23 protein-coding genes are annotated in these 23,137 nt (G+C 32.9%); 13 read left to right on the top strand and 10 right to left on the bottom strand.

Features of this window, described 5'->3' with window-relative positions; translation table 11 throughout:
- The 6 genes from HAW63_00205 to HAW63_00230 form a co-directional block, all read left to right on the top strand.
- On the top strand, nt 1-294 hold a 294-nt coding region (locus HAW63_00205), incomplete at its 5' end, for an electron transfer flavoprotein beta subunit/FixA family protein (GenBank protein ID MBE8162397.1).
- 389 nt (nt 295-683) lie between these two features.
- On the top strand, nt 684-1,274 hold the full coding sequence (locus HAW63_00210; protein ID MBE8162398.1) for an electron transfer flavoprotein subunit alpha/FixB family protein: 591 nt from the start codon (nt 684-686) through the stop codon (nt 1,272-1,274).
- Nucleotides 1,275-1,339: 65 nt separating this feature from the next.
- On the top strand, nt 1,340-2,155 hold the full coding sequence (locus tag HAW63_00215) for a hypothetical protein (protein MBE8162399.1): 816 nt from the start codon (nt 1,340-1,342) through the stop codon (nt 2,153-2,155).
- Between the two features lie 3 nt (nt 2,156-2,158).
- On the top strand, nt 2,159-3,136 hold the full coding sequence (locus tag HAW63_00220) for a hypothetical protein (GenBank protein ID MBE8162400.1): 978 nt from the start codon (nt 2,159-2,161) through the stop codon (nt 3,134-3,136).
- Nucleotides 3,133-3,990, top strand: a complete 858-nt coding sequence (locus HAW63_00225; protein MBE8162401.1) for a hypothetical protein — start codon at nt 3,133-3,135, stop codon at nt 3,988-3,990. The genes HAW63_00220 and HAW63_00225 overlap by 4 nt, the downstream gene beginning before the upstream one ends.
- A 3-nt stretch (nt 3,991-3,993) precedes the next feature.
- Nucleotides 3,994-5,409, top strand: a complete 1,416-nt coding sequence (locus HAW63_00230; GenBank protein ID MBE8162402.1) for a phosphomannomutase/phosphoglucomutase — start codon at nt 3,994-3,996, stop codon at nt 5,407-5,409.
- Between the two features lie 75 nt (nt 5,410-5,484).
- On the opposite strand, the gene HAW63_00235 is transcribed toward HAW63_00230, so the two are convergent.
- The 9 genes from HAW63_00235 to dnaA form a co-directional block, all read right to left on the bottom strand.
- Entirely contained in the window at nt 5,485-5,790 is a 306-nt protein-coding gene (locus tag HAW63_00235) for an ATP synthase F0 subunit C (protein MBE8162403.1), read from the bottom strand.
- Nucleotides 5,791-5,871: 81 nt separating this feature from the next.
- Nucleotides 5,872-6,561 carry a F0F1 ATP synthase subunit A gene (atpB, locus tag HAW63_00240; GenBank protein MBE8162404.1) on the bottom strand — a complete coding sequence of 230 codons (690 nt, stop codon included), beginning with the start codon at nt 6,559-6,561 and terminating at the stop codon, nt 5,872-5,874.
- 85 nt (nt 6,562-6,646) lie between these two features.
- On the bottom strand, nt 6,647-6,844 hold the full coding sequence (locus HAW63_00245; protein ID MBE8162405.1) for a hypothetical protein: 198 nt from the start codon (nt 6,842-6,844) through the stop codon (nt 6,647-6,649).
- Between the two features lie 3 nt (nt 6,845-6,847).
- Complete coding sequence (locus tag HAW63_00250; protein MBE8162406.1) at nt 6,848-7,573, bottom strand: hypothetical protein; 726 nt, start codon at nt 7,571-7,573, stop codon at nt 6,848-6,850.
- Nucleotides 7,563-10,016, bottom strand: a complete 2,454-nt coding sequence (gyrA, locus tag HAW63_00255; GenBank protein ID MBE8162407.1) for a DNA gyrase subunit A — start codon at nt 10,014-10,016, stop codon at nt 7,563-7,565. The genes HAW63_00250 and gyrA overlap by 11 nt, the downstream gene beginning before the upstream one ends.
- 22 nt (nt 10,017-10,038) lie before the next feature.
- The gene (gene gyrB / locus HAW63_00260) at nt 10,039-12,456 is read right to left on the bottom strand and encodes a DNA topoisomerase (ATP-hydrolyzing) subunit B (GenBank protein ID MBE8162408.1); all 2,418 of its coding nucleotides are present in this window, start codon (nt 12,454-12,456) and stop codon (nt 10,039-10,041) included.
- Between the two features lie 13 nt (nt 12,457-12,469).
- Nucleotides 12,470-13,573: a DNA replication and repair protein RecF gene (recF, locus tag HAW63_00265; GenBank protein ID MBE8162409.1), complete on the bottom strand. Its 1,104-nt coding sequence runs from the start codon at nt 13,571-13,573 to the stop codon at nt 12,470-12,472.
- Between the two features lie 5 nt (nt 13,574-13,578).
- Entirely contained in the window at nt 13,579-14,703 is a 1,125-nt protein-coding gene (dnaN, locus tag HAW63_00270; protein MBE8162410.1) for a DNA polymerase III subunit beta, read from the bottom strand.
- 210 nt (nt 14,704-14,913) lie between these two features.
- A complete protein-coding gene (dnaA, locus tag HAW63_00275) occupies nt 14,914-16,326 on the bottom strand; it encodes a chromosomal replication initiator protein DnaA (GenBank protein MBE8162411.1) in 1,413 nt (470 codons plus the stop codon).
- A gap of 168 nt (nt 16,327-16,494) precedes the next feature.
- Between dnaA and rpmH the strand changes: the two genes are divergently transcribed.
- The 7 genes from rpmH to mnmG all read left to right on the top strand — a co-directional run bounded on the left by rpmH (nt 16,495) and on the right by mnmG (nt 22,904).
- Nucleotides 16,495-16,644, top strand: a complete 150-nt coding sequence (gene rpmH / locus HAW63_00280; protein MBE8162412.1) for a 50S ribosomal protein L34 — start codon at nt 16,495-16,497, stop codon at nt 16,642-16,644.
- Complete coding sequence (locus HAW63_00285) at nt 16,634-16,984, top strand: ribonuclease P protein component (GenBank protein ID MBE8162413.1); 351 nt, start codon at nt 16,634-16,636, stop codon at nt 16,982-16,984. The genes rpmH and HAW63_00285 overlap by 11 nt, the downstream gene beginning before the upstream one ends.
- Nucleotides 16,932-17,225 carry a membrane protein insertion efficiency factor YidD gene (yidD, locus tag HAW63_00290; protein ID MBE8162414.1) on the top strand — a complete coding sequence of 98 codons (294 nt, stop codon included), beginning with the start codon at nt 16,932-16,934 and terminating at the stop codon, nt 17,223-17,225. The genes HAW63_00285 and yidD overlap by 53 nt, the downstream gene beginning before the upstream one ends.
- Nucleotides 17,218-18,810 carry a membrane protein insertase YidC gene (gene yidC / locus HAW63_00295; protein ID MBE8162415.1) on the top strand — a complete coding sequence of 531 codons (1,593 nt, stop codon included), beginning with the start codon at nt 17,218-17,220 and terminating at the stop codon, nt 18,808-18,810. The genes yidD and yidC overlap by 8 nt, the downstream gene beginning before the upstream one ends.
- 29 nt (nt 18,811-18,839) lie before the next feature.
- Nucleotides 18,840-19,508, top strand: a complete 669-nt coding sequence (locus HAW63_00300) for a hypothetical protein (GenBank protein ID MBE8162416.1) — start codon at nt 18,840-18,842, stop codon at nt 19,506-19,508.
- Nucleotides 19,509-19,528: 20 nt separating this feature from the next.
- A complete protein-coding gene (mnmE, locus tag HAW63_00305; GenBank protein MBE8162417.1) occupies nt 19,529-20,953 on the top strand; it encodes a tRNA uridine-5-carboxymethylaminomethyl(34) synthesis GTPase MnmE in 1,425 nt (474 codons plus the stop codon).
- Between the two features lie 70 nt (nt 20,954-21,023).
- The gene (gene mnmG / locus HAW63_00310; protein MBE8162418.1) at nt 21,024-22,904 is read left to right on the top strand and encodes a tRNA uridine-5-carboxymethylaminomethyl(34) synthesis enzyme MnmG; all 1,881 of its coding nucleotides are present in this window, start codon (nt 21,024-21,026) and stop codon (nt 22,902-22,904) included.
- A 37-nt stretch (nt 22,905-22,941) separates the two neighbouring features.
- On the opposite strand, the gene HAW63_00315 is transcribed toward mnmG, so the two are convergent.
- Nucleotides 22,942-23,137 (bottom strand): class I SAM-dependent rRNA methyltransferase (locus tag HAW63_00315; GenBank protein ID MBE8162419.1); only part of this gene is annotated, 196 nt, incomplete at its 5' end.

Here is a 23,137-nt window from a genome sequence, read left to right on the forward strand (position 1 = left end):
ACTAAAAAAATAGATGGAGGGGTAAAGCAAGAGTACTCGCTTAATTTGCCGGCTATTATTGGTGCAGACAAAGGTTTAAATACTCCTAGATACCCTAACCTTCCAGGAATAATGAAAGCAAAAAGAAAACCCATTGAAGAAGTTTCTTGGGAAGGCTTAAACATTTCTGACAACTTTTCATTTACTAATTACAATCTGCCCGGCGAGAGACCTAGTGTGGATATGTTAACAGGAACCGAAGAGGAACAAGTGAATCAGTTAATTACAAAATTAAAAGAACAAAAAGCTTTATAAGGTAGTAACTTTAAAAAAGGAAAACAATGAAAGCATTAATTTGTGTCGAAGTATTTGGTAATACGATTAAAAAATCTAGCTTAGAAAGCATTGCCCTGTCTCAAAAATTACAGTGTACAAACATGGCTTTTTTAATGGGTGTGAACACCCCCGAGCTTACGGCAGAGCTAAAACAATACGGCTTTACCCATGTGTTTTGTTCGGAAAAAGCGGAAGACTACGCCCCCGAGGCCATTTCTTTGTTATTAAAACAAGCTATTGCCCAGTCACAAGCTTCTATTCTTTTTTCTAATAATTCTTTATTTAGCCAAGATATGTTTTTTAGAGTGCCCGCCTCGTCCTTGCAAATAACTAGCGATGTTATTGGTGTGGAAAAAAAAGACGATCAAATTATTACCACGCAATCTTTATTTTCTGGAAAGTGTACAGCGCAACTTTGCTTTTCCACCAATCCCATTCCTTTAGCTATACTGTTAAGGGCTAATCAATTTGAAGTGCAACCCCAACCAACAGAGAATATAAACATTACTGTTTTAGACTCCATCAACACAGCTAATAAAATACAATTGCTTTCTACCTCTCAAGCAACAAGCTCTACCAAAGATGTTACAGAGGCAAATATTGTTGTTTCGGGGGGAAGGGGGCTTAAAGAAGCTAGCAATTTTCAATTATTAAACAATTTAGCTGATGTGTTGGGCGCTAGCGTGGGCGCATCTCGAGCGGTAGTGGATGCGGGTTGGGTTTCTCATGATATGCAAGTGGGACAAACAGGAAAAACTGTTTCTCCAAAATTATATATTGCTTGTGGAATTTCGGGAGCCATTCAACACTTAGCGGGAATGAGCAGCAGTCAAATTATTGTGGCTATTAATACCGATGCCGATGCTCCTGTTTTTAAAAAATCCAACTATGGTCTAGTGGGCGATGCCTTAAGTATTGTTCCAAAATTAACAGAAGCTTTAAAAGCCCAGCTGTCTTAAAAGAAAACTTGCTCCTAGCCTGTCCTTAAGCAATAATACAGTAATTATATGTACAGGAGCAACACATGAAGATCATTTATTTTATTAGCGCAATAATACTACTAAGCTTTAACTCCAGTTTTGCAGCAACCTTAGCCCGTATTGCCAACAAAACAATTACCGAAACAGAGTTTAAACATAAATACAAACAAATAAAAAGCAGTAGCTTTAACCCTCCAACTCCAGGCGCGGTGCTAGAAGATTCTATTCGTTTTAGCATAGGCATACAGGAGGCCAACAAAGAAAATGTAAAAAATTCTCCTAAGTTTAAGCAAAGAATGGAGCAAGAGCTTTATAAATTCTATTTAGAAAAACATTTATCTAGATCTGTTCAAGCTATTAAAATTAAACCTAGTGCAATGAAAAGGTATTATTATCAATTTCCCGAAATACGCACTAGCCATATTTTAATATCTATTAAACCCAATGCTAATTTAAAACAAGTTCGCTTAGCTAAAAAAAGAGCTAAGCAAATTTATAATGATGTTAAAAAAAGTAAAAAGCCTTTTGCAGAGTTAGTTCATTTATATACCGATGATGCGGCTTCGAAAACCAGAAATGGCGACCTTGGGTATCAAACTAGAGTAACCCTAGTTCCTAATTATTATAACGCAGCTAAAAAATTAAAATTAAACAAAATTAGCGCTCCTATACAAACCCCTTATGGGCTTCATATTATTAAGTTAACGGGTATTAAAAAATATTCTCAAGCGAATAAACAATATTTAAAGGCTGCAGTTTTTGATATCCAACGAGCAAAAATTTTTAATGCTTTCTTTAAAAAATTAAAAAAACGCTACGCTATTAAAGTGAACAACAAATTATTGAAAAAAATAAAATAGTTTATGCTCCAAAGTATGTTTGATGCTTTAAAAAAAAACCTCGCTCTATCGGCGGGGTTTTTTTATGCTCTAGTTTTTAGCTGTTGCTTTTTAACAGCCTGTACTGGCTCTACTAAAAAAACTCAAAAAGACAGCGTGGTTGTTATACAAATAGAAAACCACAAACTTACTTTAAAACAACTTTTAAAAAAAAGCCAAAGCTTCCCCTCACAAATATTTAATCAAAAATACCAAAGCCAGCTTTCTGAGTTCACAAAAAAACGCATTATAAAGCAGTTTTTAGAAAACTACTTATTAAAAAAATGGGCTAAAGAAAAAAATATTGTTGTTACTAGCTCTAAAGTGCAAAAATATCTTAAAAAGCTAATGCGTGGTTACTCTGATAAAATTAGTTTTAAACAAAGTTTGTATGAAAATAATGTTTCAGAAAAACAACTCACTGCTTTTGTAAGATCTATGTTGTTGCGAAAAGAGTGGGTTAAGTTGCACAAAAAACTAGTTCGCATTAGTAAAAAAGATATTGCCTTGTTTTTAAATAAAAAAAAACGGCATTTAAAGCCTGTAAAAACCGTAGTTTTGCAACACCTTTTGTTAAAAACAGAAACAGATGCAGAAATTATTCGTTCTTTTTTAGTTAAAAATAAAATGAGTTTTTTTAATTTATATAATATCTTGCCTAAGTTTAATCCCATTTTGGCACAAAGAAAAATTAAAGTGCCTTACGGAGCTTCTTCGGTGTTTGACCCTGCGTTTAAAATGAAGGTTGGCGAAATTAGCCCTATAGTAAAAAGCTCTTGGGGTTGGCACATTTATAAGGTTTTAAAATTGCAAAAAAATAAAAAAGGCTTGTCTAAACCCTATTCCTTTATTAAAGCTATACTAATTGAAAAAAAAATAGATAACCTGTATCAAGATTGGATACAAAAACAGCTAAAAAACAAAACCCTTCTTGTTAATAAAGCTCTACTAAAGCAGTTATGAAATATTTTATACTAATACCTTTTTTGCTGGCTCTTGGCGCGTCTCCCCTAAAGGCTAAGCTTCTTAATAAAACGGTGGCTACCGTTAATCATAAAATGCTTTTTTTAAGCCAAATATCTCGCACAAAAACAGAAATAAAAAATAGCAACCTTCCCGACAGCTTAAGAGATATTTTATATAAAAATAAAAATTTATTAAAAAACAATAGGCTGTTGTTAGACTACCTAATTACTCGCCAACTACTTTTGAATAAAATTAAAAAACACAACTTAGCGGTAAGCCCTTCTGAGGTTAACAGTTATGTAGAAAAAATTCGCAGTAACTACAAGTTAACCATCAAACAATTTAAACACTTACTTAAAGAAAAAAAAATTGATTATAGCCAGTATAAAAAGTTTATAAAAATCAAATTAGAAATTAATCAATTTTTAAGACAGTTTATTTCTCCAAAAGTGCAGATTAGCCAAACAGAGGTACAAAATTATATTTTTAAAGCCGGCACCAAACTTCCTAAGCTTAAAGCACAGTATAATTTGCTACACGCTATAACAGAAAATAAAACCGCACCTAGTTCTGACTTTACCCCTTGGGTAAAATTAACCTATCCGCAAATGTCTCGAAAGCTTAGGTTGTTTGTAAAAAAACTAAAAAAACTAAAAAAACCACAAACTATAAAAATAGCTAACCAATATCACTTAGTGAAAATTCAAAGCATTACAAAAATTCCTGGCGAAAAATATAAAAGTATATTTAACAAAGCAAAGGCTCGCCTTTTTGATCGAAAATTTAAATTGGCTTTGCAAAGTTGGATTAAAAAAGAAAAGCGCGCTTCTAAAATTAAAATATTTTTATAATCCATGCTTATTAACTCAGATATTTATAGAGAATACGATATTCGAGGAGTTTATAACGAAGACTTTTCTGACGACTTTGCTTATAAACTAGCTCAAGCTTTTTCTACTTTTTGCATTAACACAAATCCTGATAAAAAATCTTGGGTTATAAGCTTGGGCCATGATGTGCGGCTTTCTAGCCCTAGCCTGTATAAAGAAATGTTGGCGGCTTTTAAACAAAGTAATGTTAGCGTGTACGAGCTGGGTCTTGTAACCTCTCCCATGAGTTATTTTTCTTCTTTTATTTTTCCTGAAGTAGATGCCACTCTTATGATTACGGCCAGTCATAACCCTAAAAACTATAATGGCTTTAAAATGTCCTTAAACTCTAAAAGTGTTTTTGGAACAGATATCCAAAAAATCAAAACCATAATTGATAATAATGCGCTTAAACAATCTTCACAAAAAGAATTATTTTTTATAAATAAACAAGAAGAACTTTATGAAAAATATATTGCAAGGTACGCCAAAGAATTTAAAAACTTAGCATCCATGCCTTTAGCTTTAGATTGTGGCAATGGTGTGGGCGCCTGTATAGCAGAAAAAATGTACCAAGCCGCAGGCCTTAGCCCCATTATGTTGTTTGATAAACTTGATGGAAATTTTCCTAACCACCACCCCGACCCCACCATTGAAAGCAACTTAAAAGATTTAAAAAAAGTGGTTTTAAAATCTAAACTTAAAATAGGCATAGCCCTTGACGGTGATGCAGACAGGCTTGGAGTATTAGACGAAAAAGGCAACTTAATTGCCGTAGATAAAATTTTATCTTTATTTAGTCAATTTGTTTTGAAGAAAAATAAGAATGCAAAAATTGTCGGTGATGTAAAATGTTCTAATATTTTGTACCAAAACATTAAGGCCTATGGCGGACAACCTATTATGTGGAAAACAGGACATAGTTTAATAAAAACAAAAATAGCAGACGAAAATTCTCCTTTTGGAGGTGAGTTTAGTGGGCACATTTTTTTTGCAGATAGAAATTATGGCTATGATGACGCCTTGTATGCTGGGTTGCGCCTAATAGAAATTATGACAGAAACTGGCCTAAGTATTACAGAGCTTTTAAAAGATTACCCAAACACTTATACCACGCCGGAACTTCGTATTGAAGTTCCTGTAAAAGACAAAAGCCTTTTAATGAAAAATATTATTGCCCACTATAAAACATCAAATACTTTTTCTACTAATTTTATTGATGGGGTAAGAATTGAAACTAAAGATTCTTGGGGTTTAATTAGGGCTTCTCATACTCAGTCGGTTATTGTTGTACGCTGCGAAGCCACAACTTCTGAAGGCTTAGAAAAAATGCTTAAAGAAATAGAGTCTCAAACAAAATTGCCAATCAAGGCCGAATTAAAGCAGTTGTTAAATGGCTAACTAACAAGCCGTTAACAAAAAAGGCCAAGTGTGTACTTGGCCTTTTTTTTATTGGAATACTTTACAATAAAAGTTTTAAATTTTTCCTATTAATTGGAAAGCAACTACTAAAGCATAAATCACTAAAGACTCAATAAGTACTAAAGAAATAATCATTGGTACAAACATGCTTTTTTGTGCTTCTGGGTTTCTAGCAATACCTTCCATCGCTGAAGCTCCCACTTTTCCTTGCGCAAAAGTACCGGCAAAGGCTGCCGTACCAATGGCCACAGCAGCTGCAATAGCATACATGCCCGCAGAACCATTAATCGCTCCCCCTTCATTAGCTAGTGCTGGAATTGAGGCAAATAGCGCAGACGAAAATAATAGTATTCTTTTCATAAAAGTTTCCTTGTTGTTGTTTAATTTACTCATAAGTTTATTAACTGATTTTAGTTTTTTTTCAAGCAGAAAATTATAAATTTAGTGGTCGTGAGAAGTCGCCATGGCCACATAAATTATGCTTAACATAGTAAATACAAAGGCCTGCATAAAGCAAACAAATGCTCCTAGTGCATAAAATAATACGGGTACTCCGTAGGGAAATAGATCTAAAAAAATAGACAAAACTGTGTGGTCTCCCAGCATATTTCCTTGTAACCGTAAACCCAAACTGAAGGGCCTTACAAGGTGTGAAATTAACTCTATAATTAACATCAATGGAGCCATCCAAACAACAGGCCCCATTAGCTGTTTTAAATAGCTAATGCCGTGTGCTTGAAAGCCATGGTAGTTATAAATAAAAAAAGAAAAAAAGCCTAAGGCTACTGTGGTATTGATATTATCTGTGGGAGGTAAAAATCCAGGAAATAATCCAAAAATATTGCTAATAAAAACATAAAAAAACAGGGCTGCAAACATAGGTACATAGCGAGTATTCCCCTTGCCCATAACAATCTCCACCAAAGAGGCAATAAAGTGCAACGCTCCTTCAAGAAGAGCCTTTAAAGAAATTGTACCCGAAGGAACAATTGCTTCCCTGCCTGTGCCCAACACCTTTTTTCCAAAAAAATAAAATGCAAAAGAAAAAAATAAAATTAAAACAGAGCTAGCTATATGAAGCTGGTCGTGTTTAATAAAATCTAGTAATTGAGCCCAGTGAAAATGTACCATGACAGACTTGTTATTACTTGATTTTTCAACTTCTCTCAAGTTTTAGCTACAGAGAAACAGGAATAACGCGCAGCCTTATTTTTTGTTAATCTTTTAATTGGTTTTGCCATTTTTTTACCAAAAAAACTAACTGAAAAATCCATACTATGAAAAATAACACTAACAAGGCCGCCGTAGCCTGTGGCTTGCCTTGGCTTTTTTCTAAATAGGCTCCTACATAAACAGCTATATAAACTAAAACTCCTAGTTCTGTAGCAAGGCTAACCCAAATAAATGCATTCATCTTTTACCTTCTTAGCTTAGGTTGGTTTTTAATGCGTTTTTTAACAATAGAAATGCGTCGCTCAACAAAGCGGGGAAAAGCATGATAGGCTTTTAATTCTTGTAATTCTTGTAAAATAAGTTGGTGCAGGGACAGCTGTTTATATGCAGCAATTAACCCCAAAGCCAGTTCTTGCTTTTTATATTCTAAATAAAAATTTATTTTTACTGCTTTATACAAATCAATAACTTTGTGCCATTGCCTTAACTCTAAAAATATTTTTATTTTTAACAGCTGTGCCGACAAAGACATTTTTTTATTTAACCCCTTCATGTTTCTTAATTCTAATAATGCCTGTTTATATTTTTTGTTTTTAAAATAGCCCTTAGCTATTAAAATTTTATACTGGTTTTTTTTGTTTTCTTTAGCTGTTGCTATTAAATTAAACCATATTTGTATGGCTTTATTAACTTGTGCAGGTTTTTTAAAGTAAATACTGGCTAATTTTTCTTGATAAGCCGCTTGTTCATCCGTGCTTTCTGCGTGCTTTGCTAAATACAACAAATAAGGAGTGGCTTTTGAATAAAAAAGTTCTTTTTCTTTTAGTAAAAAAAGAATTTTTTTAGCAATATTGTTTGCTTGCTCTGTGTATTTTAACTTTTCAAAGTTTTTTTGATAATAACTTAAATTTTGTTTTTGAAATATGCACGAGCTTAATAGCAAACAAACAACAGTTAAACTATTTTTCATCACCGTGTTTTTCAAAAAGGTTTTCTTGTTCTAAAATAGTTAAGCCTGTAATTTTTTCTTCATTTTTTAAATTCATTAATCGAACTCCTTGAGAGGAGCGCCCGATAATAGAAATATTTTTTACCGAAGTTCTAATCGCTTGGCCTTGATTAGTGCTTAATAAAATTTGATCATCATCTTTAACCATTTTTATAGCTACAAGCGGCCCTGTTTTTTCTGTAACTTTATATGTGGTAATTCCTGTTCCCGCCCTTGATTGTAGGCGATACTCTGAAAGATTAGTGCGCTTACCATAGCCATTATTGCCTATTAACAATACTACGCTAGACTCGATATCGGTTACAATTTCTAACCCAATAACTTCATCGCCCGCTCGCAATCTAATTCCTCGAACTCCTTTTGCCGATCGGCCCATAGCTCTTACCTGATCTTCTTTAAAGTGAATAGACATTCCTTTTTTAGTAGCAATAAATAAGCTTTGGTTTTTGTTTAATATACAAACATCTTTTAAAGTGTCGCCCTCTTCAATACTAACTGCCTTTAATCCGCTTTTTCTTTGTTTTTCAAAAGCGCTTAGCTCTGTTTTTTTAATAACCCCTTTTGTGGTAAGCGTTAATAAAAATTTATCTTCTCCAAAACTGGTAATAGGCAAAATGGCTTGAACCTGTTCTTTATCTTCTAGCTTAATAATATTGCGAATAGACGACCCTTTTGCTGTTCTGCTACCCATAGGAAACTTATAGCCTTTTGTATAATAAACTTTTCCAAAGTTAGAAAACACTAAAAATAAAGTATGTGTGGTTGCCGAAAATAAGTGCGTTACAAAATCTTCTTCTCTGGTAGAGCCTTTAACTCCAACGCCGCCTCTTTTTTGTAAACGATACTCGTCAACAGACATTCGTTTAACAAAACCTTTTTTAGTTAATGCCACTACTATGTTTTCTTCTGTAATTAAATCTTCATCAACCATTTCTTCGCTTTCGTTTTGTTCTATTTTAGTTAAGCGAGGACTGTTAAACTTTTCTTTTATTTCTGTTAGCTCTTCTATAATAATTTTATAAATTTCTGAAACAGAACTTACTACTTTTTGTAAAAAGCTAACTTTTACATTTAATTCTTTAACTTCATTTTCAATTTTTTGTTTCTCTAAGCCTGTTAAGCGCTGTAGCTTCATTTCTAAAATGGCGTTAGCTTGCTTTAAAGAAAAGGCAAAGTCTTCTATTAATTTTTTACGGGCTACGCTGGCTTCAGAGGAGGCGCGAATAGTTTTAATAATAGCATCAATGCTATCTAAAGCTTTTAATAGCCCTTCTAAAATATGCAACCTTGCTCTTGCTTTTTTTAAATCAAAAATGCATCTTTTGTAAATAACATCTTTTCTGTGTTCAAGAAAAGAACTTATCATTTGTTTAAAAGTAAAAAGCTTTGGATTGCTTTCTGCATCTAAAGCCAAAAGAGAAATATGAAAACTATTTTGAAGTTGCGTAAATTTATAAAGTTGGTTTAAAACAACCTCTCCAGAAGCATTTCGTTTTAAAATAATAACAACACGAATTCCTTCTTTAGAAGACTCGTCTCTGATGTCTGTAATGTCCTCTATTTTTTTATCCCTTACTAGCTCTGCAATATTTTCTATTAATCGTGCTTTATTTACTTGATAAGGTAGCTCGGTTACAATGATTTGTTCTGTGGAACCTGTTTTTTCAAAGTGTGTAACTGATCTTAACTTAACACTTCCTTTTCCTGTTTTATAAGCAGAAACAATTCCTGAGCGGCCAGAAATAACAGCGGCTGTTGGAAAGTCTGGGCCTGGGCAAATTTCTAATAATTGTTCTACAGTAATGTCTTTGTTTTCTATAACCGCTAAACAAGAGTTAATTACCTCTATTAAATTATGTGGAGGAATATTTGTAGCCATACCTACGGCAATTCCAGAGCTTCCGTTAACTAATAAATTAGGAAATTTAGAAGGTAAAACAGTGGGTATTAATAAGGTGTCGTCATAGTTATATTCAAAAGGCACTGTCTCTTTTTCAATATCTTGTAAAAGCTCTGAGCTTAACTCTGTCATTCTTACTTCTGTATAACGATGTGCCGCTGGAGAGTCCCCATCGATAGACCCAAAGTTACCTTGCCCATCAATAAGAGGATAGCGTAAAGAAAAATCTTGAGCCATTCTTACAATAGAATCATAAACCGCCTTGTCTCCATGGGGGTGATACTTACCAATAACATCACCCACAACACGAGCGGATTTTTTATAGGGTTTATTAAAAAAATTATTTAAATGATACATAGAAAACAAAATTCTTCTATGTACTGGCTTTAATCCATCGCGAACATCTGGTAAAGCTCGTCCTACAATCACACTCATAGAGTATTGAAGATAGGCGTCCTTCATTTCTTTATTAATATCTACTAGGATAATATTTTTATCTGCCATTTGTGTTTCTCCAAAACTTTATCTAAATATTTAAACCTTTAACTAAAAATGCATTTTCTCGAATAAATTCACGCCTAGGTTCCACCTGCTCTCCCATTAACACACTAAAGGTTTCGTCAGCGCCAACAGCGTCGTCGATAGAAATTTTTACTAGTGTTCGGTTTTCTGGGTTTAAAGTGGTGTCCCATAATTGGTCAGGGTTCATTTCTCCCAAACCTTTATAGCGTTGCAAATATATGCCTTTTTTACCCTCTTTCATAACCGCATCATAAAATTCTACATAAGAGCTAAACTCCTCTTCAGTGTTGGCAGAAAATTCTACCTGTAACGGCAAGCTTGTCGTGGTTTTTAATGTTTCAGTAATTTTTCTTAATTCAATCCAATCTAAAGAGCTAATAAATTTTTGATCAAAGGTATTTTTTTTAGCAATGCCAAACTGATCGTAGCTAATAATAAGATCATTGCTTTTGTATTCGGTATTTTCTTTTATTTCTACTTTTAAGTTAGAAACATCGTTATCTTCAAATTCCGTTTTTTTGCTAACTTCTTTTTTTAAAGCTTCAAAACTGTTTAAAGTGTTTTCCTTGCTTTCTAAAATAGTTTTTAATGGCAATTGGCTTTGTAGAAAAAAGTTTAAAAATTTTACTTCATATTTAGAAGACAAAATACTTATTAACTTTTTAAATTTTTGAATATTTAAAATAAATTCATTTAAATCGTCTTTTCCCATTTCTTGTTTTAAATTTTTTATCTTTATTTTATCAACACTATTTTTAAATAAATATTCTGACAACTTTATTTCATCTTTTAAATAAGTTTCTGATTTGCTTTTTTTCACACGGTACAAAGGTGGTTGAGCAACATAAACATATCCGTGTTCAATTAATTCGGGGTATTGTCTATATAAAAAAGTTAGTAACAATGTTTTAATGTGCGACCCATCCACATCGGCATCGGTCATAATAATGATTTTATGGTACCGCAGTTTTGTTAAATCTTTATTCTCTTTTCCTATCCCCACTCCAAGAGCAGAAATAAGCATTCTTACTTCCTCGTTAGAAATCATTTTATCAAATCTGGCTTTTTCTACATTAATAATTTTACCCTTCAGCGGTAAAATAGCTTGTGTTTTTCTATCTCTCGCTTGTTTGGCAGAACCCCCTGCCGAATCTCCCTCCACCAAGTACAGTTCGCAAAGTGCGGGGTCTCTTTCTTGGCAGTCTGCCATTTTGCCAGGCAAAGAATTAGAATCTAAGGCCGATTTTCTACGAGTAAGCTCGCGAGCTTTTCTTGCTGCCATTCTGGCATTTGCAGAATCTACGCATTTGCCAATAATGGTTCTGCTAGAGTTTGGATTGGAGTCTAACCAGTCTTTTAGTTTATCGCCTAATAAACTTTCTACAGCAGCAACAACTTCTCGGTTTCCTAATTTGGTTTTTGTTTGCCCTTCAAACTGAGGGTCTATTACCTTTACGCTAATAATGGCGGTCAAACCTTCTCTAATATCCTCGCCCTCTAGTTTTACTTTAGAATCTTTACTAATTTTTTTTAAAATAGACGAGGAGTTTACTGTTCTTGTTAAGGCTTTTTTAAATCCTGATAAATGTGTTCCTCCCTCGGGAGTATTTACATTGTTGCAATAAGTATAAACCGATTCTGAGTAAGAATCTGTCCACTGCATAGCAATTTCTACCTCTATCGAATCTTTTTCTCCAGTAAAATAAATTACTTCGCTATGTAAACTTTTTTTACTTTGATTTAAGTGGTTAATAAAATCAATTAACCCGTTTTCGTATTTAAACACTTGTGTTTTTTTACTAACTTCGTCTTTTAAAATAATTTCTAGGCCAGCATTTAAAAAGGCCATTTCTCTAAATCGTTTTGATAAAATATTTAAATCAAAATTACAGTCAGAATCAAATATACTGGCGTCTGGTTTAAAAGAAATTTTTGTTCCTGTACTTTCAGTAGCTCCTAATTTTTCTACTTTAGATATGGGAACTCCTTTTTCATATTCTTGTTCCCAAACAAAATTATTTCGTTTTACTTCTACTTTTAAATAACTAGATAACGCGTTAACTACAGAAGCACCAACACCATGTAGCCCACCAGAAACTTTATAAGTATCGCTATTAAACTTTCCTCCGGCATGAAGAACAGTCATAACTACTTCTAAGCTCGACTTTCCTGTTTTATGTTGATCTACAGGAATACCACGGCCATTATCTTCTACGCTTATTGAACCATCAGCATTTAAACAAATTATAATTTTGCTGCAATGACCAGCTAAAGACTCATCCACAGAATTATCCACAATTTCTGTAACTAAATGATGAAACCCTCTGTTTGTGGTGTCACCAATATACATACCTGGTCGCTTTCTTACCGCCTCTAAACCTTCTAAAACCTGAATGGAGGAAGCGTCATAATTAGTACTCATAAAACCTCTATCTTTACTCTATTTTAAAAATTTTTCCTTTTTTACTAAACCCTTCCAAAAATTGAATATCCGTAGTTGTTAAAAAAATTTGAGTTTTTATGTTATTTAAAAAACGCATTAAGTATTGTCTAACTGTATAATCTAGCTCCGAATGAACATCATCTAATAATAAAATAGGGTAGCTTTTATTAACTTTATAATAGTACATCATTTGAGCGATTTTTAAAGATAAAATTAAGGTTTTTTGCTGCCCTTGAGAGCTGTAATAGCGTGAGTCTTTTCTGTTCATTAAAAAGCTAATTTCATGCTTATGAGGGCCTACTAAACTAGAACCATAGGCCCATTCTGCAGCCTCTTTTTCTTTTATTTGCTCTTTTAAAAAAGAAGCAATTTCTTCTTCTTTCCAAGACTGAACATTTTTAGAAGAAATACAGTAATTAAAGGCTACTTTAACATCTTTGTTATGATAAATAGCGCTAAAAGTGTCTTGAAAAAAATCGTGAAGATTGCTTAATAGCTTTAGCCGCAAAACGGTTAATTCTGTAGCCCACTTTATAAAAACTTCATCTAAGCTAGGCTTTAATAATTGAGCCTTATCTTGGCTAATTTTTTCTTTTTTGCTGTCAAAGAATAAAGCATTTCTTTGCTTTAAAATTTTTTTGAAGTTTGTATATACCTCATTATTTGATAAGGATATTGAACATAAAATTTCATCAATTAACTGCCTTTTAGTTTCGGCACTTCCTTTTACAGAAGATAAGCTTTCTGGGTTAAAAACAATAGAGTTAATTATTTTAAATTTTTTAAAACTGCTTGGTTTATTGTGAATGAAATACTTTTTTTTATTATCTTGAAATAAAATTTTTAGCTCGGTTAATGTATCGTTATTAATGGTTGCTTTAATATTAGAATATGGCGCTTCTTCATTACTATTAATAAAACAACCTGGAGTAGTATTTCTAAAAGAAGAAGAGGAGCTTAGCAAATATAAGGATTCTAATAAATTAGTTTTCCCTTTTCCATTTAATCCAACAAAAATATTAATGCTTGGGTTAAATGTATAATTGGTTTTTTTAAAATTTCTAAAGTAAGTTAAATCTATATTTTCAATAAACATAAAGTTTAAATTCGCATAGGCATAATTACATACTTAAACTTTGTATTTTTTATTGGTGTTAAAAGACCTGGGGAAATTTTATCTTTAACATAAAAAAGAATTTCTTCTTCTTTTATGGTACTTAAAGCTTCAATTAAAAATCTAGCATTAAACCCGGCGACAATATTATCCCCCGAGTATGCTATGGGGATTTCTTCTTCTGCATTGCCCATTTCTGCATTGTTTGCATTCATTTTTAAAGTGTCTTTATTAAACTCTATAGTAATGTTTTTTGATTTTTGATTAGACAGCAAAGAGACTCTTTTTAAAGCGGATAAAAAAACTTCTTTATTAATTGTAGCTTTTTGCTTTGTTTTTTTTGGTATAAATTTATTATAGTCGGGAAATTTACCATCTATTAAACGGATAATTAGTATAGTGTGATTTAAAGATACTACTATTTGTGCTTTTTCTATAGAAATTTTAAAATTCTCTATTTCTTTTTCTATATCAAATATTTTTTTTATTTCTGATAAACCTTTTTTTGGAACAATAATTCCTTCTAAATTTACTTGTTCTTTATTTTCATTTAAACTTTCTACTAAACTTAATCTATGCCCATCGGTAGATACCATAACATAGTCTTTAGATTTTTCTGTTTCTCTGTTAGAAAAAAATACACCGTTTAAATGGTATCTAGTTTCGTCATTAGAAATACTGTGAAAAGTTTTTTCTAACATTTCTAAAAAATTATTTTTAGAAAATTTTAAAGTATTCTTCATATTATATGATGGAAATATGGGGTACTTTTTAACATCCAATCCTACTAAATCAAAATTAGACTTATTTTGTTTTATTTTTAACCAATTATTAGTTTCATTTTTAGATAAAATAACCTCTTCATCAGGAAGCTCTTTAATAATTTCAAATAAATTTTTAGAGTTAACAACCGTTTTGCCTTCTTTTTCTATTTTACAAACAGTCTTATCAATTAAGCTAACTTCTAAATTAGTGGCATAAATAAAAAGAAAGCCCTCTTTTGCCTCTAACAAGACATTAGCTAAAATAGGCATGTGGTTCTTTCGTTCCACTATGCTTTGTACTTTATTTAATAACTTTAATATATTTTGTTTTTTTATACTTATTTTCATATTCTTGTTTTCTATTATATATATATATATTAATAGTAGTAGTAGTAGGCCTTTGTATATTCTGATTTTAGCGTTAAGTCATTAAAATTCTTTGGCTTTCCTTGTGTATTAAGTTGTTAATAAAAGCAGTTATACAAGCAAATAAATGGTGAAAACTATACACACATTTTTGTTAACAGGCTTTTCCACAGGCTTTCCCACAATTCACATTCACATACCTGTGAAATTCTGTATTTCCGTTTCTAAACTATTAAGATCTTTATTAAAACTAGCATCTTTTGTCATTTTATCTTCCACACGGCGGATAGCGTTAATGACCGTGGTATGGTCTTTTCCTCCAAAAGCCTTTCCGATGTCCATAAGAGAAATATTAAGGTACTTACGCATTAAAAACATAGCGGACTGACGCGCTGTTACAATATTTTTACTACGAGACTTAGACTTTAAATCCTTAATGTTTAATTTAAAGTAACTGGAACACATTTTTTGCACTTCTTCTATAGTCAGCTTTTCTTCACTAATATGATTAACTAAAGTTTTTTTAACAAAATCTAAGGTAATAGTACTAGAATCATTATAAGAGCTTTTTTTAAAATCAGAAAAAATTTTAATCTTATTTAAATTACCTTCTAATTCGCGAATAGAGCGTTTTGATATTTTTGCAATATATTCAATAATATTAGAGTGGAGGGAAATTTTATACTGTTCTGCTTTGTATCTTAAAATAGCAATTCGAGTTTCTAAATCAGGCATATGAATATCTGCCACCAAACCCCATTCTAAACGAGTACGAATCCTTTCTTCTAAACCATTAATATCTTTAGGCATTTTGTCACTTGCCACAACCACCTGTTGGTTATTTGCAAAAAAATGGTTTAAAATATTAAAAAACTCCTCTTGAATGCCTAATTTTTTTGCTAAAAACTGCACATCGTCTATTAGCAATATTTCCACACTTTCTCTGTATTTTTGACGAAAGCGATCCATTTGCTGATGTTTAATGGATTTTAAAAAATCATTTAAAAAGTTTTCGGCAGTGGTATATAAAATCTTTTTTTCTGGATAGTTTTCTCTAATATGATTGCCAACAGCATTTAAAAGGTGCGTTTTACCCATCCCTGTAGGGCCACAAATAAATAAAGGGTTATAGTTTGTAGTTCCTGGCTTTTGAGCTATGGCATAACAGGCGGCATGGGCAAATTCATTGTTTCTGCCCACTACAAACTTAGAAAAAACATAGTCTTTTTGTAACCCAATATAATTTTGACCAGGACTAGGTATTTTAACTGGCGAATTAACCTCAATGGCTTCGGGAATATTTTGATAAGTGTTTGTATTTTCTAGGTTATCATGATTTTTTATATGAATACTGACCTTAAAAGTATCAGGATAGCTTTTGCTAATTTCAGAAAAAATAATATCAATTAAGTTAGTATTAATCCAATCTTTGTGTAATTCAGAGGGCACAGACAAAGAAAACTCCACGGTTTTCTCGGCATCCTCTAAGACACCCATTAGCTCTGTGGTTTTAAACCACATAATTAACGGCGTATTGTCTTTATTTTTTTCTAAAATATTGGATTTTACTAAACTCCAAATCCCCGCACATTGTTGCTTTTTCAAAAAATATCCTAAAGATTAAATCATTTAATAATGTAAGTTTACTTGAGCTTATCTGGGTGTGAAAAATTTCTACCATAGGCAAGAAAAAAAAGCAATATCTTGACCAAATATTATTACTATGTTTTTATACGGTCTTGTTTGGAGCTTTCAGAAAAGCTGGAGAAAAAAATGAAACGCACATACCAACCTAGTAATTTAAGAAGAAAAAGAAAGCACGGTTTTCGCTCTAGAATGGAAACCGCTGCTGGCAAAGATGTAATTAATCGCCGTAGAGCAAAAGGGCGAAAAAGATTAGTTGTTGAAGCTGGTGGAAAGTAATAAAAGCAAACTAGTTACTTTAAAATTAAAAGAAGATTTTAGTAATTTAAAAAAAAACGGAAATACTTTTCGCCCAGCCAAATGGGTATTATTTAGCTATAAAAAAAACCCTTATACTTATTCACGATTTGCATGGACTACACCCTCTTATCTTGCTAAAGCTGTTATTCGCAATCGTTTAAAAAGATGGTGTCGTGTTATCTCTAGCGAATATAAAGACCTAAGCAACTATGATATAAACATTATATTTTTAAGACAAAAAAAAGATTTTTACAAAAAATTAAACTATGAAATATTTTCCTCTCAGCTTAAAAAAGCCTTACAACACATTCAAAAATAGCTTTACAACAAAGCTGTCCTGGATTTGTTCTTTTTTTATCTATTTTTATCGATGTTTTTTATCTCCTTATTTGGGAGGGGCCTGCCGATTTTACCCTAGCTGTTCTGAATATGCACAACAGGCCTTTAAAAAGCACACTGTTTTTGGAGCCCTTAAACTAACCTTTAAGCGGGTGTTTTCTTGTCACCCTTTTGGAAGATCGGGCTATGACCCAATACAAAAAGGCTGCTCTCATGAATGAAAAAAACACTTTTTTTGATTTTAAAACTATTTTTGCTATTGTTTTAGTTTCTGTAATTTGGTTTTTTTGGCAACAGCACTTAGTACAAAAATATCCAAAAAATTATAAAGCGCAAAAAATTAGCGCAGTAGAAAATAACAACAATACGAAAAAACAACAGCAATTATTGTCAGCAATTTCTAAAAAAGCAGAGCAAACAAAAAAGACCCATAAAAAAGCTTTTGCAAAAAAAGAGAAGCTGTTTTTTGTGCAAACTCCTTTTTTATCCTTTGATATCTCCTCTAAGGGAATGGCTATAAAAAATGTAGTGTTAAAAAAGTATAAAGACCATAAGCAAAAAAACATTCGTCTTGGCGACGAAAAAAGCCAATTTTTTTCTAGCTTTTTATACGATGGCGAAGATTTACATTTTCACATTACGCCGATTAGCAAAAACCAGTGGAAAGGGGTTGCAAATACAAGCGGCACAAGGGTTGAAAAAGTATTTACAGTAAAGCCAGAGAGCTACTCTGTGGAGGTTAGCCTAAAGGTTAAAAGTTCAAACAAAGCCATTAGTTCGATTGGGCTATATACGAAAGAAACGCTAAGTAAAGAAGCCACAAAGCTTAGCAGCTTTAACGACACTAAAAAAATATTTATTTCTAATTTAAAAGAAAAAGAAAGATGGAGCTTTTCTGAAGAAACTTTATTAGAAGAAACACAAAACACTAATAAAACTATTTCGGGAATAAAAATGCTTTCTGTGGGTAGCCGTTACTTTACTTCAGTTTTTTTAGAAAAATCGGATTTATTATCTAATGTAAACTTTCAAATTTTAAAACAAGATAATGCGGCAAAAATAGTATACAGCTATATTATTCCCAACAACAAAAGAAATTTAGAGTTAAAATACCTAACTTACTTTGGCCCTAAATCTAACGCTATTTTTGCTAAAGTAGACCCTCAACTTTCTGACACCATTGATTTTGGTTTTTTTAACGGAACAGCCAGTTTTATTTTAAAACTGCTAGAGTGGATTTTTGGTTTTGTGCACAACTGGGGCTTGGCTATTATTTTACTAACCGTTTTAGTAAGGACGGTTTTACTTCCTATTAATATTTTATCTTTTAACAGCATGAAGTCTATGCAGTTGGTGCAACCTAAAATTAAAGCCTTAAGAGAAAAGCACAAAGACGATAAAGTGCGGTTAAACCAAGAAATGATGGCTTTAATGAAGAACCATAAAGTAAACCCTTTATCGGGCTGCTTACCCATGTTGTTACAAATGCCTATTTTTTTCGCTCTTTTTCAAGTTTTGGGAGAAAGCGTGGAGCTTTATCAATCCCCGTTTATTTTTTGGATTACAGACCTTAGCACAAAAGACCCTTTTTATTTGTTTCCCGTGCTTTCTGGATTAACTATTTTTTTACAACAAAAGCTGACACCAAGCAATTTAGAGCCGGCTCAAGCTAAAATTATGTTAATGATGCCTATTGTATTTACTTTTTTTATGTTTGGGTTACCTAGTGGTTTAACACTATATATGTTTGTAAATGCTGGGTTAGGGTTATTGCAGCAATATTATTTTGTAAAAGTAAAAGCATAAAAACACTATTATTATATAAAGGAGAAGACATGAGTTTTTTAGATCGTATTTTTAAAGGAAAAAAAAGAGGAGCTGTAGATTTAGTTGCAGACACCTTAGAGGGAATTATTGAAAAAGCCGACTTTCAGTTGTCTTTTGATATGGGCGAAAAAGACAATACTATTACTATTGATTTTTTTGGAGAAGATGAAAACTTGCTAACACAAAAAAACGGACAACTTTTAGATTCTTTGCAAATGTTTTTAATTCGAATTATTCAACATAAGCAATTTGAAGACAGATATTATGTTGTTGCTAATGTGGGCTCTTTTAGAGAAGACTTTGAAGCCAATTTAATGAAGCAAGCAGAAAAATTAAAAAAAGCGGTTTTAAGCAAGAATAAACCTGCCTACTTTGACCCTTTGTCTGCTAAAAACCGCAGATTAATTCATCAGTTTTTTTCTGAAGACAAAGAAGTGGAAGCTATTTCCATTGGAAACAGCGATTATAAAAAAATTAAATTAGTTATAAAAGGTTCTAAAAGACCAGACGCACGAAGACCAGACGCACGAAAAAATACAAAAAAGCCTTTTAATAAAAAAGAGCCTGTAGAAAACAGAGAAAACAGAGAAGATAAAGAAGATAAAGAAGAAGAGGTAAATTACAATACCTTAGAACATAATGTAGATTCTCAGTCGGAAGCAAACTATAATAAATAATTGCCGGAATATAAGCATTTATGTTTCGCAATGACGAAGATACTATTTGTGCACTGTCCACCTCCCCTGGTAGAGGTGCCATTGCAGTGCTTAGAGTTAGCGGCAACCAAAGTCTATCGGCGGTTACTCGTTTTTGTCCTTTTTTAAAAAATAGTAAAATTCAATCTCACCAAGTTTACTATGGTTTTTTTCAAGACTTTGAAAATGGAAAAAAAATTGATGAAGTACTAGTTACTTACTTTGAAAAAGGCCGGTCTTTTACCACAGAGCCAAGCGTAGAAATTTCTTGCCATGGCGGTTTGCAAAGCAGCTACCAAATTTTAAATTTACTAATTAGCAGCGGGCTTCGCTTAGCCGAGCCGGGAGAGTTTACCTACAGGGCTTTTTTAAACGGAAGAATCGACTTAACACAGGCCGAAGGCATTTTGTCACTAATTGAAAGCCAAAATAAAACCATGGCCCAATTATCTTTACGACAAATAGAGGGAGAAGGTTCTGTTTTATTAAAAAGTATAGAAAAAAAACTGATAGAAGTGTTAGCGCAACTAGAGGCAAACATTGATTTTTCTTTAGAAGAGCTAGAGGTCAGCTCGTTAAAAGAACTTTTAAAACAAACAAAAAGCATTTACCAAGAGATACAAACTTTACTAGATAGTTACAATAAAGCCTGTTTATTTAAAGAGGGGTTATTTGTAGCCTTGGCGGGAAAGCCCAATGTGGGAAAATCGAGTTTATTTAATGCTGTTTTAAAAAAAGACAGAGCCATTGTTACCCCTCAAGAGGGAACCACTCGAGATTTTTTAGAAGAAACAATAAATTTAGAAGGTTTACCCGTAACGCTGGTTGATACAGCAGGCCTGCGAGACAGCAAGGATTGCATTGAGCAAGAAGGCATTAAAAACGCAAAAGCAAAAATAGCAAAAGCCCATTTTATTTTCTGCATGTTTGATATTTCTAAAAACTTTTTAGAAGCAGATATAACAAACTTATTAAATCGTTTAAATGTAAAAAACTTTGATCGCTGTTTATTTATTGCTAACAAAACCGACTTAAACCCTTCGTTTAATTTAAAACTATTTTATACTTGCATAGAAAAAAGTTTTGCCTCTTTAAACATAAAAGCTCCTGGTAAAGATAAGTGTTTTTTAACTAGCGCAAAACAAAAAGAAAGCTTAATACCCTTAATAAATTTTTTAAAACAATTTATTACATCTCAACACCAAGGGGAATCGGCAGTTATTTTACAGGCCAGGCATTTTGACTTATTAACTAAGGCCCAAGGCCACACTAAAAAAGCTATGACTATGTTTAAAGAAAAAAAGGATCTAGAATTTATTGCTTTTGAGCTGCAAGAAGTTTTACTTAATATTTATAATATTTTAGGAAAAGACTTTGACGATCAAATTTTAGACAAGGTGTTTAAGCAGTTTTGTTTGGGAAAGTAATGGGCTGGGGTTTAATTAACAAAACCATTAGTGACAAAGCCCCTTCTGTAACATAAACAAGTAACAGAATATGAAAAACCAATTTGACATTATTATTGTAGGGGGAGGGCATGCGGGGGTTGAGGCTGCTCTTGCCACAGCACGCCTTGGTAATAATACGCTTTTATTAACTAGCTCGACGGACACTATCGCTTTTATGAGCTGCAATCCTTCCATTGGAGGTTTAGGTAAAGGGCATATTGTAAAAGAAATTGATTTGTTGGGTGGCTTTATGGCACAGGCGGCTGATCAATCTTGCATACAGTTTAAAAAGTTAAATCAAAGTAAAGGCCCGGCGGTTAGGGGCTCTAGGGCACAGTGTGATAAAACTATTTATTCTAAAACGGTGCAAAATTTTTTAAGCACGCAAAAAAACTTAACCATAAAAGAAGCAGAAGTAAAAAGTTTATTATTAAATAATCAAAAAGTAGAGGGCGTGGTTTTAAAAGACGACGCACAAATTTTTTCAAAGTCTGTGATTTTAACCACAGGTACTTTTATGCGGGGAATTTTACATATTGGTGACAAGCGTGTTTCGGGTGGCCGCGTAAACGAAAAAGCTACGGTGGGTTTGTCTGATCAATTAGCCGAGCAAGGGTTTTTGGTAACGCGATTAAAAACCGGTACGCCTCCCCGTTTAGATGGCAATAGTATTAATTGGGAAAAAACCAAAGTGCAAAAAGGCGATGATAAATTTACGCCACTGAGTTTTAAATCTAGCAACCAGTTAGCTTTACAACAAGTTTTATGTCACAGCACCTACACTAATGAAAAAACGCACGACATTGTTCGAAACAACTTTGACAAGTCCCCTATTTATGTTGGAGGTCTTAAGGGGGCGGGGCCTAGATACTGCCCTAGCATAGAAGATAAAATTTCGCGCTTTAAAGACAAAGACCGACACTTAACTTTTTTAGAGCCAGAAACCCTTGGTGGAAACAGCATTTATTTACAAGGCCTTTCGACCTCTTTGCCAGAAGAAATACAATTACAATTTTTAAAAACTATTGCAGGCCTAGAGAATGTAAAAATTTTAAAACCAGGCTATGCGGTGGAATACGATTTTTTTAACCCCCTACAGGTTCGCGCCACTTTAGAAACAAAAGCCATAGCTAATTTATATTTTGCAGGACAAATTAATGGAACCAGCGGGTATGAAGAGGCCGCTTGTCAGGGGTTGATGGCAGGGGTTAATGCTAGCAATAAACTAAAAAACAAAGAGCCTTTTATTTTAGGTCGAGACAAATCTTATATCGGAGTTTTAATTGACGACTTGGTAACTAAAGGGACTAAAGAACCTTACCGAATGCTTACTTCAAGAGCAGAGCATCGATTAGTTTTGCGTGAAGACAATGTTATAAAGCGAATGGCTGACACCTCTTTTCAGGCGGGGTTAATTACTAAAAGTGACTTTTGCCACCTGTCTAGCATTTTAGAAAAGCAAAAAGCCTTTTATAACGAAATTAAACAAATTAAAATGGTTCCCAACCCCCCTACCTTAGAAAAGTTAAAACAACACAACTTTTCGCCTATCCATAAACAAATTTCTTTAGCAGATTTTTTAAAAAGAGTGCCTGTTCATTACAAAAACTTGCTAGACTTTGGGCTAGAGACGCAATACGAAGAAAACATTCACTACCCCGTAGAGGTGCAAGTTAAGTACGAGGGCTATATTAAATTGCAAGAAGAAAGGGTAAGCCGTGCTAGAAAACTAGAGAACATGAAGTTAGAAACAACCTTAGACTATAGTCTAGTTAAAGGTTTATCTAACGAAGAGGTGGAAAAATTAAAAACCGTGCAACCGCTTACCTTGGGTCAAGCTAGCAGAATTAGCGGGGTTAACCCCTCGGCCATTCAAGCTTTAATTATTTACAAAAAAGCTTTAGATATAAAAAATAAAAAGCAAAGCTAATAAAAAGTTAAATACTTAAAAACGAAATTTACAAAAGCTAAGAACTTAACTTTAAGTGCGTAAATTTTAAATACTGCCCATGGGGCATAGATTGCAAATAGGGATGATCAAAGCCTTGGCTAGATAGGCGCAAAACTTGTGCTTTTTTACGATTAGCAGAAAGGGCTTGATTTATAATATCTTGAAAATCAGAAAAATGAATATGGCTAGAGCAAGAGCTTAAAATTAAATCT

It is taken from the genome of Pseudobdellovibrionaceae bacterium, assembly GCA_015163855.1.
Taxonomy (GTDB): Bacteria; Bdellovibrionota; Bdellovibrionia; order Bdellovibrionales; family UBA1609; genus JAAOIH01.

Coding starts and splice junctions, on each gene's coding strand:
- gyrB (MBE8162408.1), bottom strand. CDS start 12,456: ATGAGTACTAATTATGACGCTTCCTCCATTCAGGTTTTAGAAGGTTTA.
- HAW63_00300 (MBE8162416.1), top strand. CDS start 18,840: ATGAGTTTTTTAGATCGTATTTTTAAAGGAAAAAAAAGAGGAGCTGTA.
- HAW63_00250 (MBE8162406.1), bottom strand. CDS start 7,573: ATGAAAAATAGTTTAACTGTTGTTTGTTTGCTATTAAGCTCGTGCATA.
- recF (MBE8162409.1), bottom strand. CDS start 13,573: ATGTTTATTGAAAATATAGATTTAACTTACTTTAGAAATTTTAAAAAA.
- rpmH (MBE8162412.1), top strand. CDS start 16,495: ATGAAACGCACATACCAACCTAGTAATTTAAGAAGAAAAAGAAAGCAC.
- HAW63_00230 (MBE8162402.1), top strand. CDS start 3,994: ATGCTTATTAACTCAGATATTTATAGAGAATACGATATTCGAGGAGTT.
- mnmE (MBE8162417.1), top strand. CDS start 19,529: ATGTTTCGCAATGACGAAGATACTATTTGTGCACTGTCCACCTCCCCT.
- HAW63_00215 (MBE8162399.1), top strand. CDS start 1,340: ATGAAGATCATTTATTTTATTAGCGCAATAATACTACTAAGCTTTAAC.
- HAW63_00225 (MBE8162401.1), top strand. CDS start 3,133: ATGAAATATTTTATACTAATACCTTTTTTGCTGGCTCTTGGCGCGTCT.
- yidD (MBE8162414.1), top strand. CDS start 16,932: ATGAAATATTTTCCTCTCAGCTTAAAAAAGCCTTACAACACATTCAAA.
- atpB (MBE8162404.1), bottom strand. CDS start 6,561: ATGGTACATTTTCACTGGGCTCAATTACTAGATTTTATTAAACACGAC.
- HAW63_00245 (MBE8162405.1), bottom strand. CDS start 6,844: ATGAATGCATTTATTTGGGTTAGCCTTGCTACAGAACTAGGAGTTTTA.
- mnmG (MBE8162418.1), top strand. CDS start 21,024: ATGAAAAACCAATTTGACATTATTATTGTAGGGGGAGGGCATGCGGGG.
- dnaN (MBE8162410.1), bottom strand. CDS start 14,703: ATGAAAATAAGTATAAAAAAACAAAATATATTAAAGTTATTAAATAAA.
- HAW63_00235 (MBE8162403.1), bottom strand. CDS start 5,790: ATGAAAAGAATACTATTATTTTCGTCTGCGCTATTTGCCTCAATTCCA.
- HAW63_00220 (MBE8162400.1), top strand. CDS start 2,159: ATGCTCCAAAGTATGTTTGATGCTTTAAAAAAAAACCTCGCTCTATCG.
- gyrA (MBE8162407.1), bottom strand. CDS start 10,016: ATGGCAGATAAAAATATTATCCTAGTAGATATTAATAAAGAAATGAAG.
- yidC (MBE8162415.1), top strand. CDS start 17,218: ATGAATGAAAAAAACACTTTTTTTGATTTTAAAACTATTTTTGCTATT.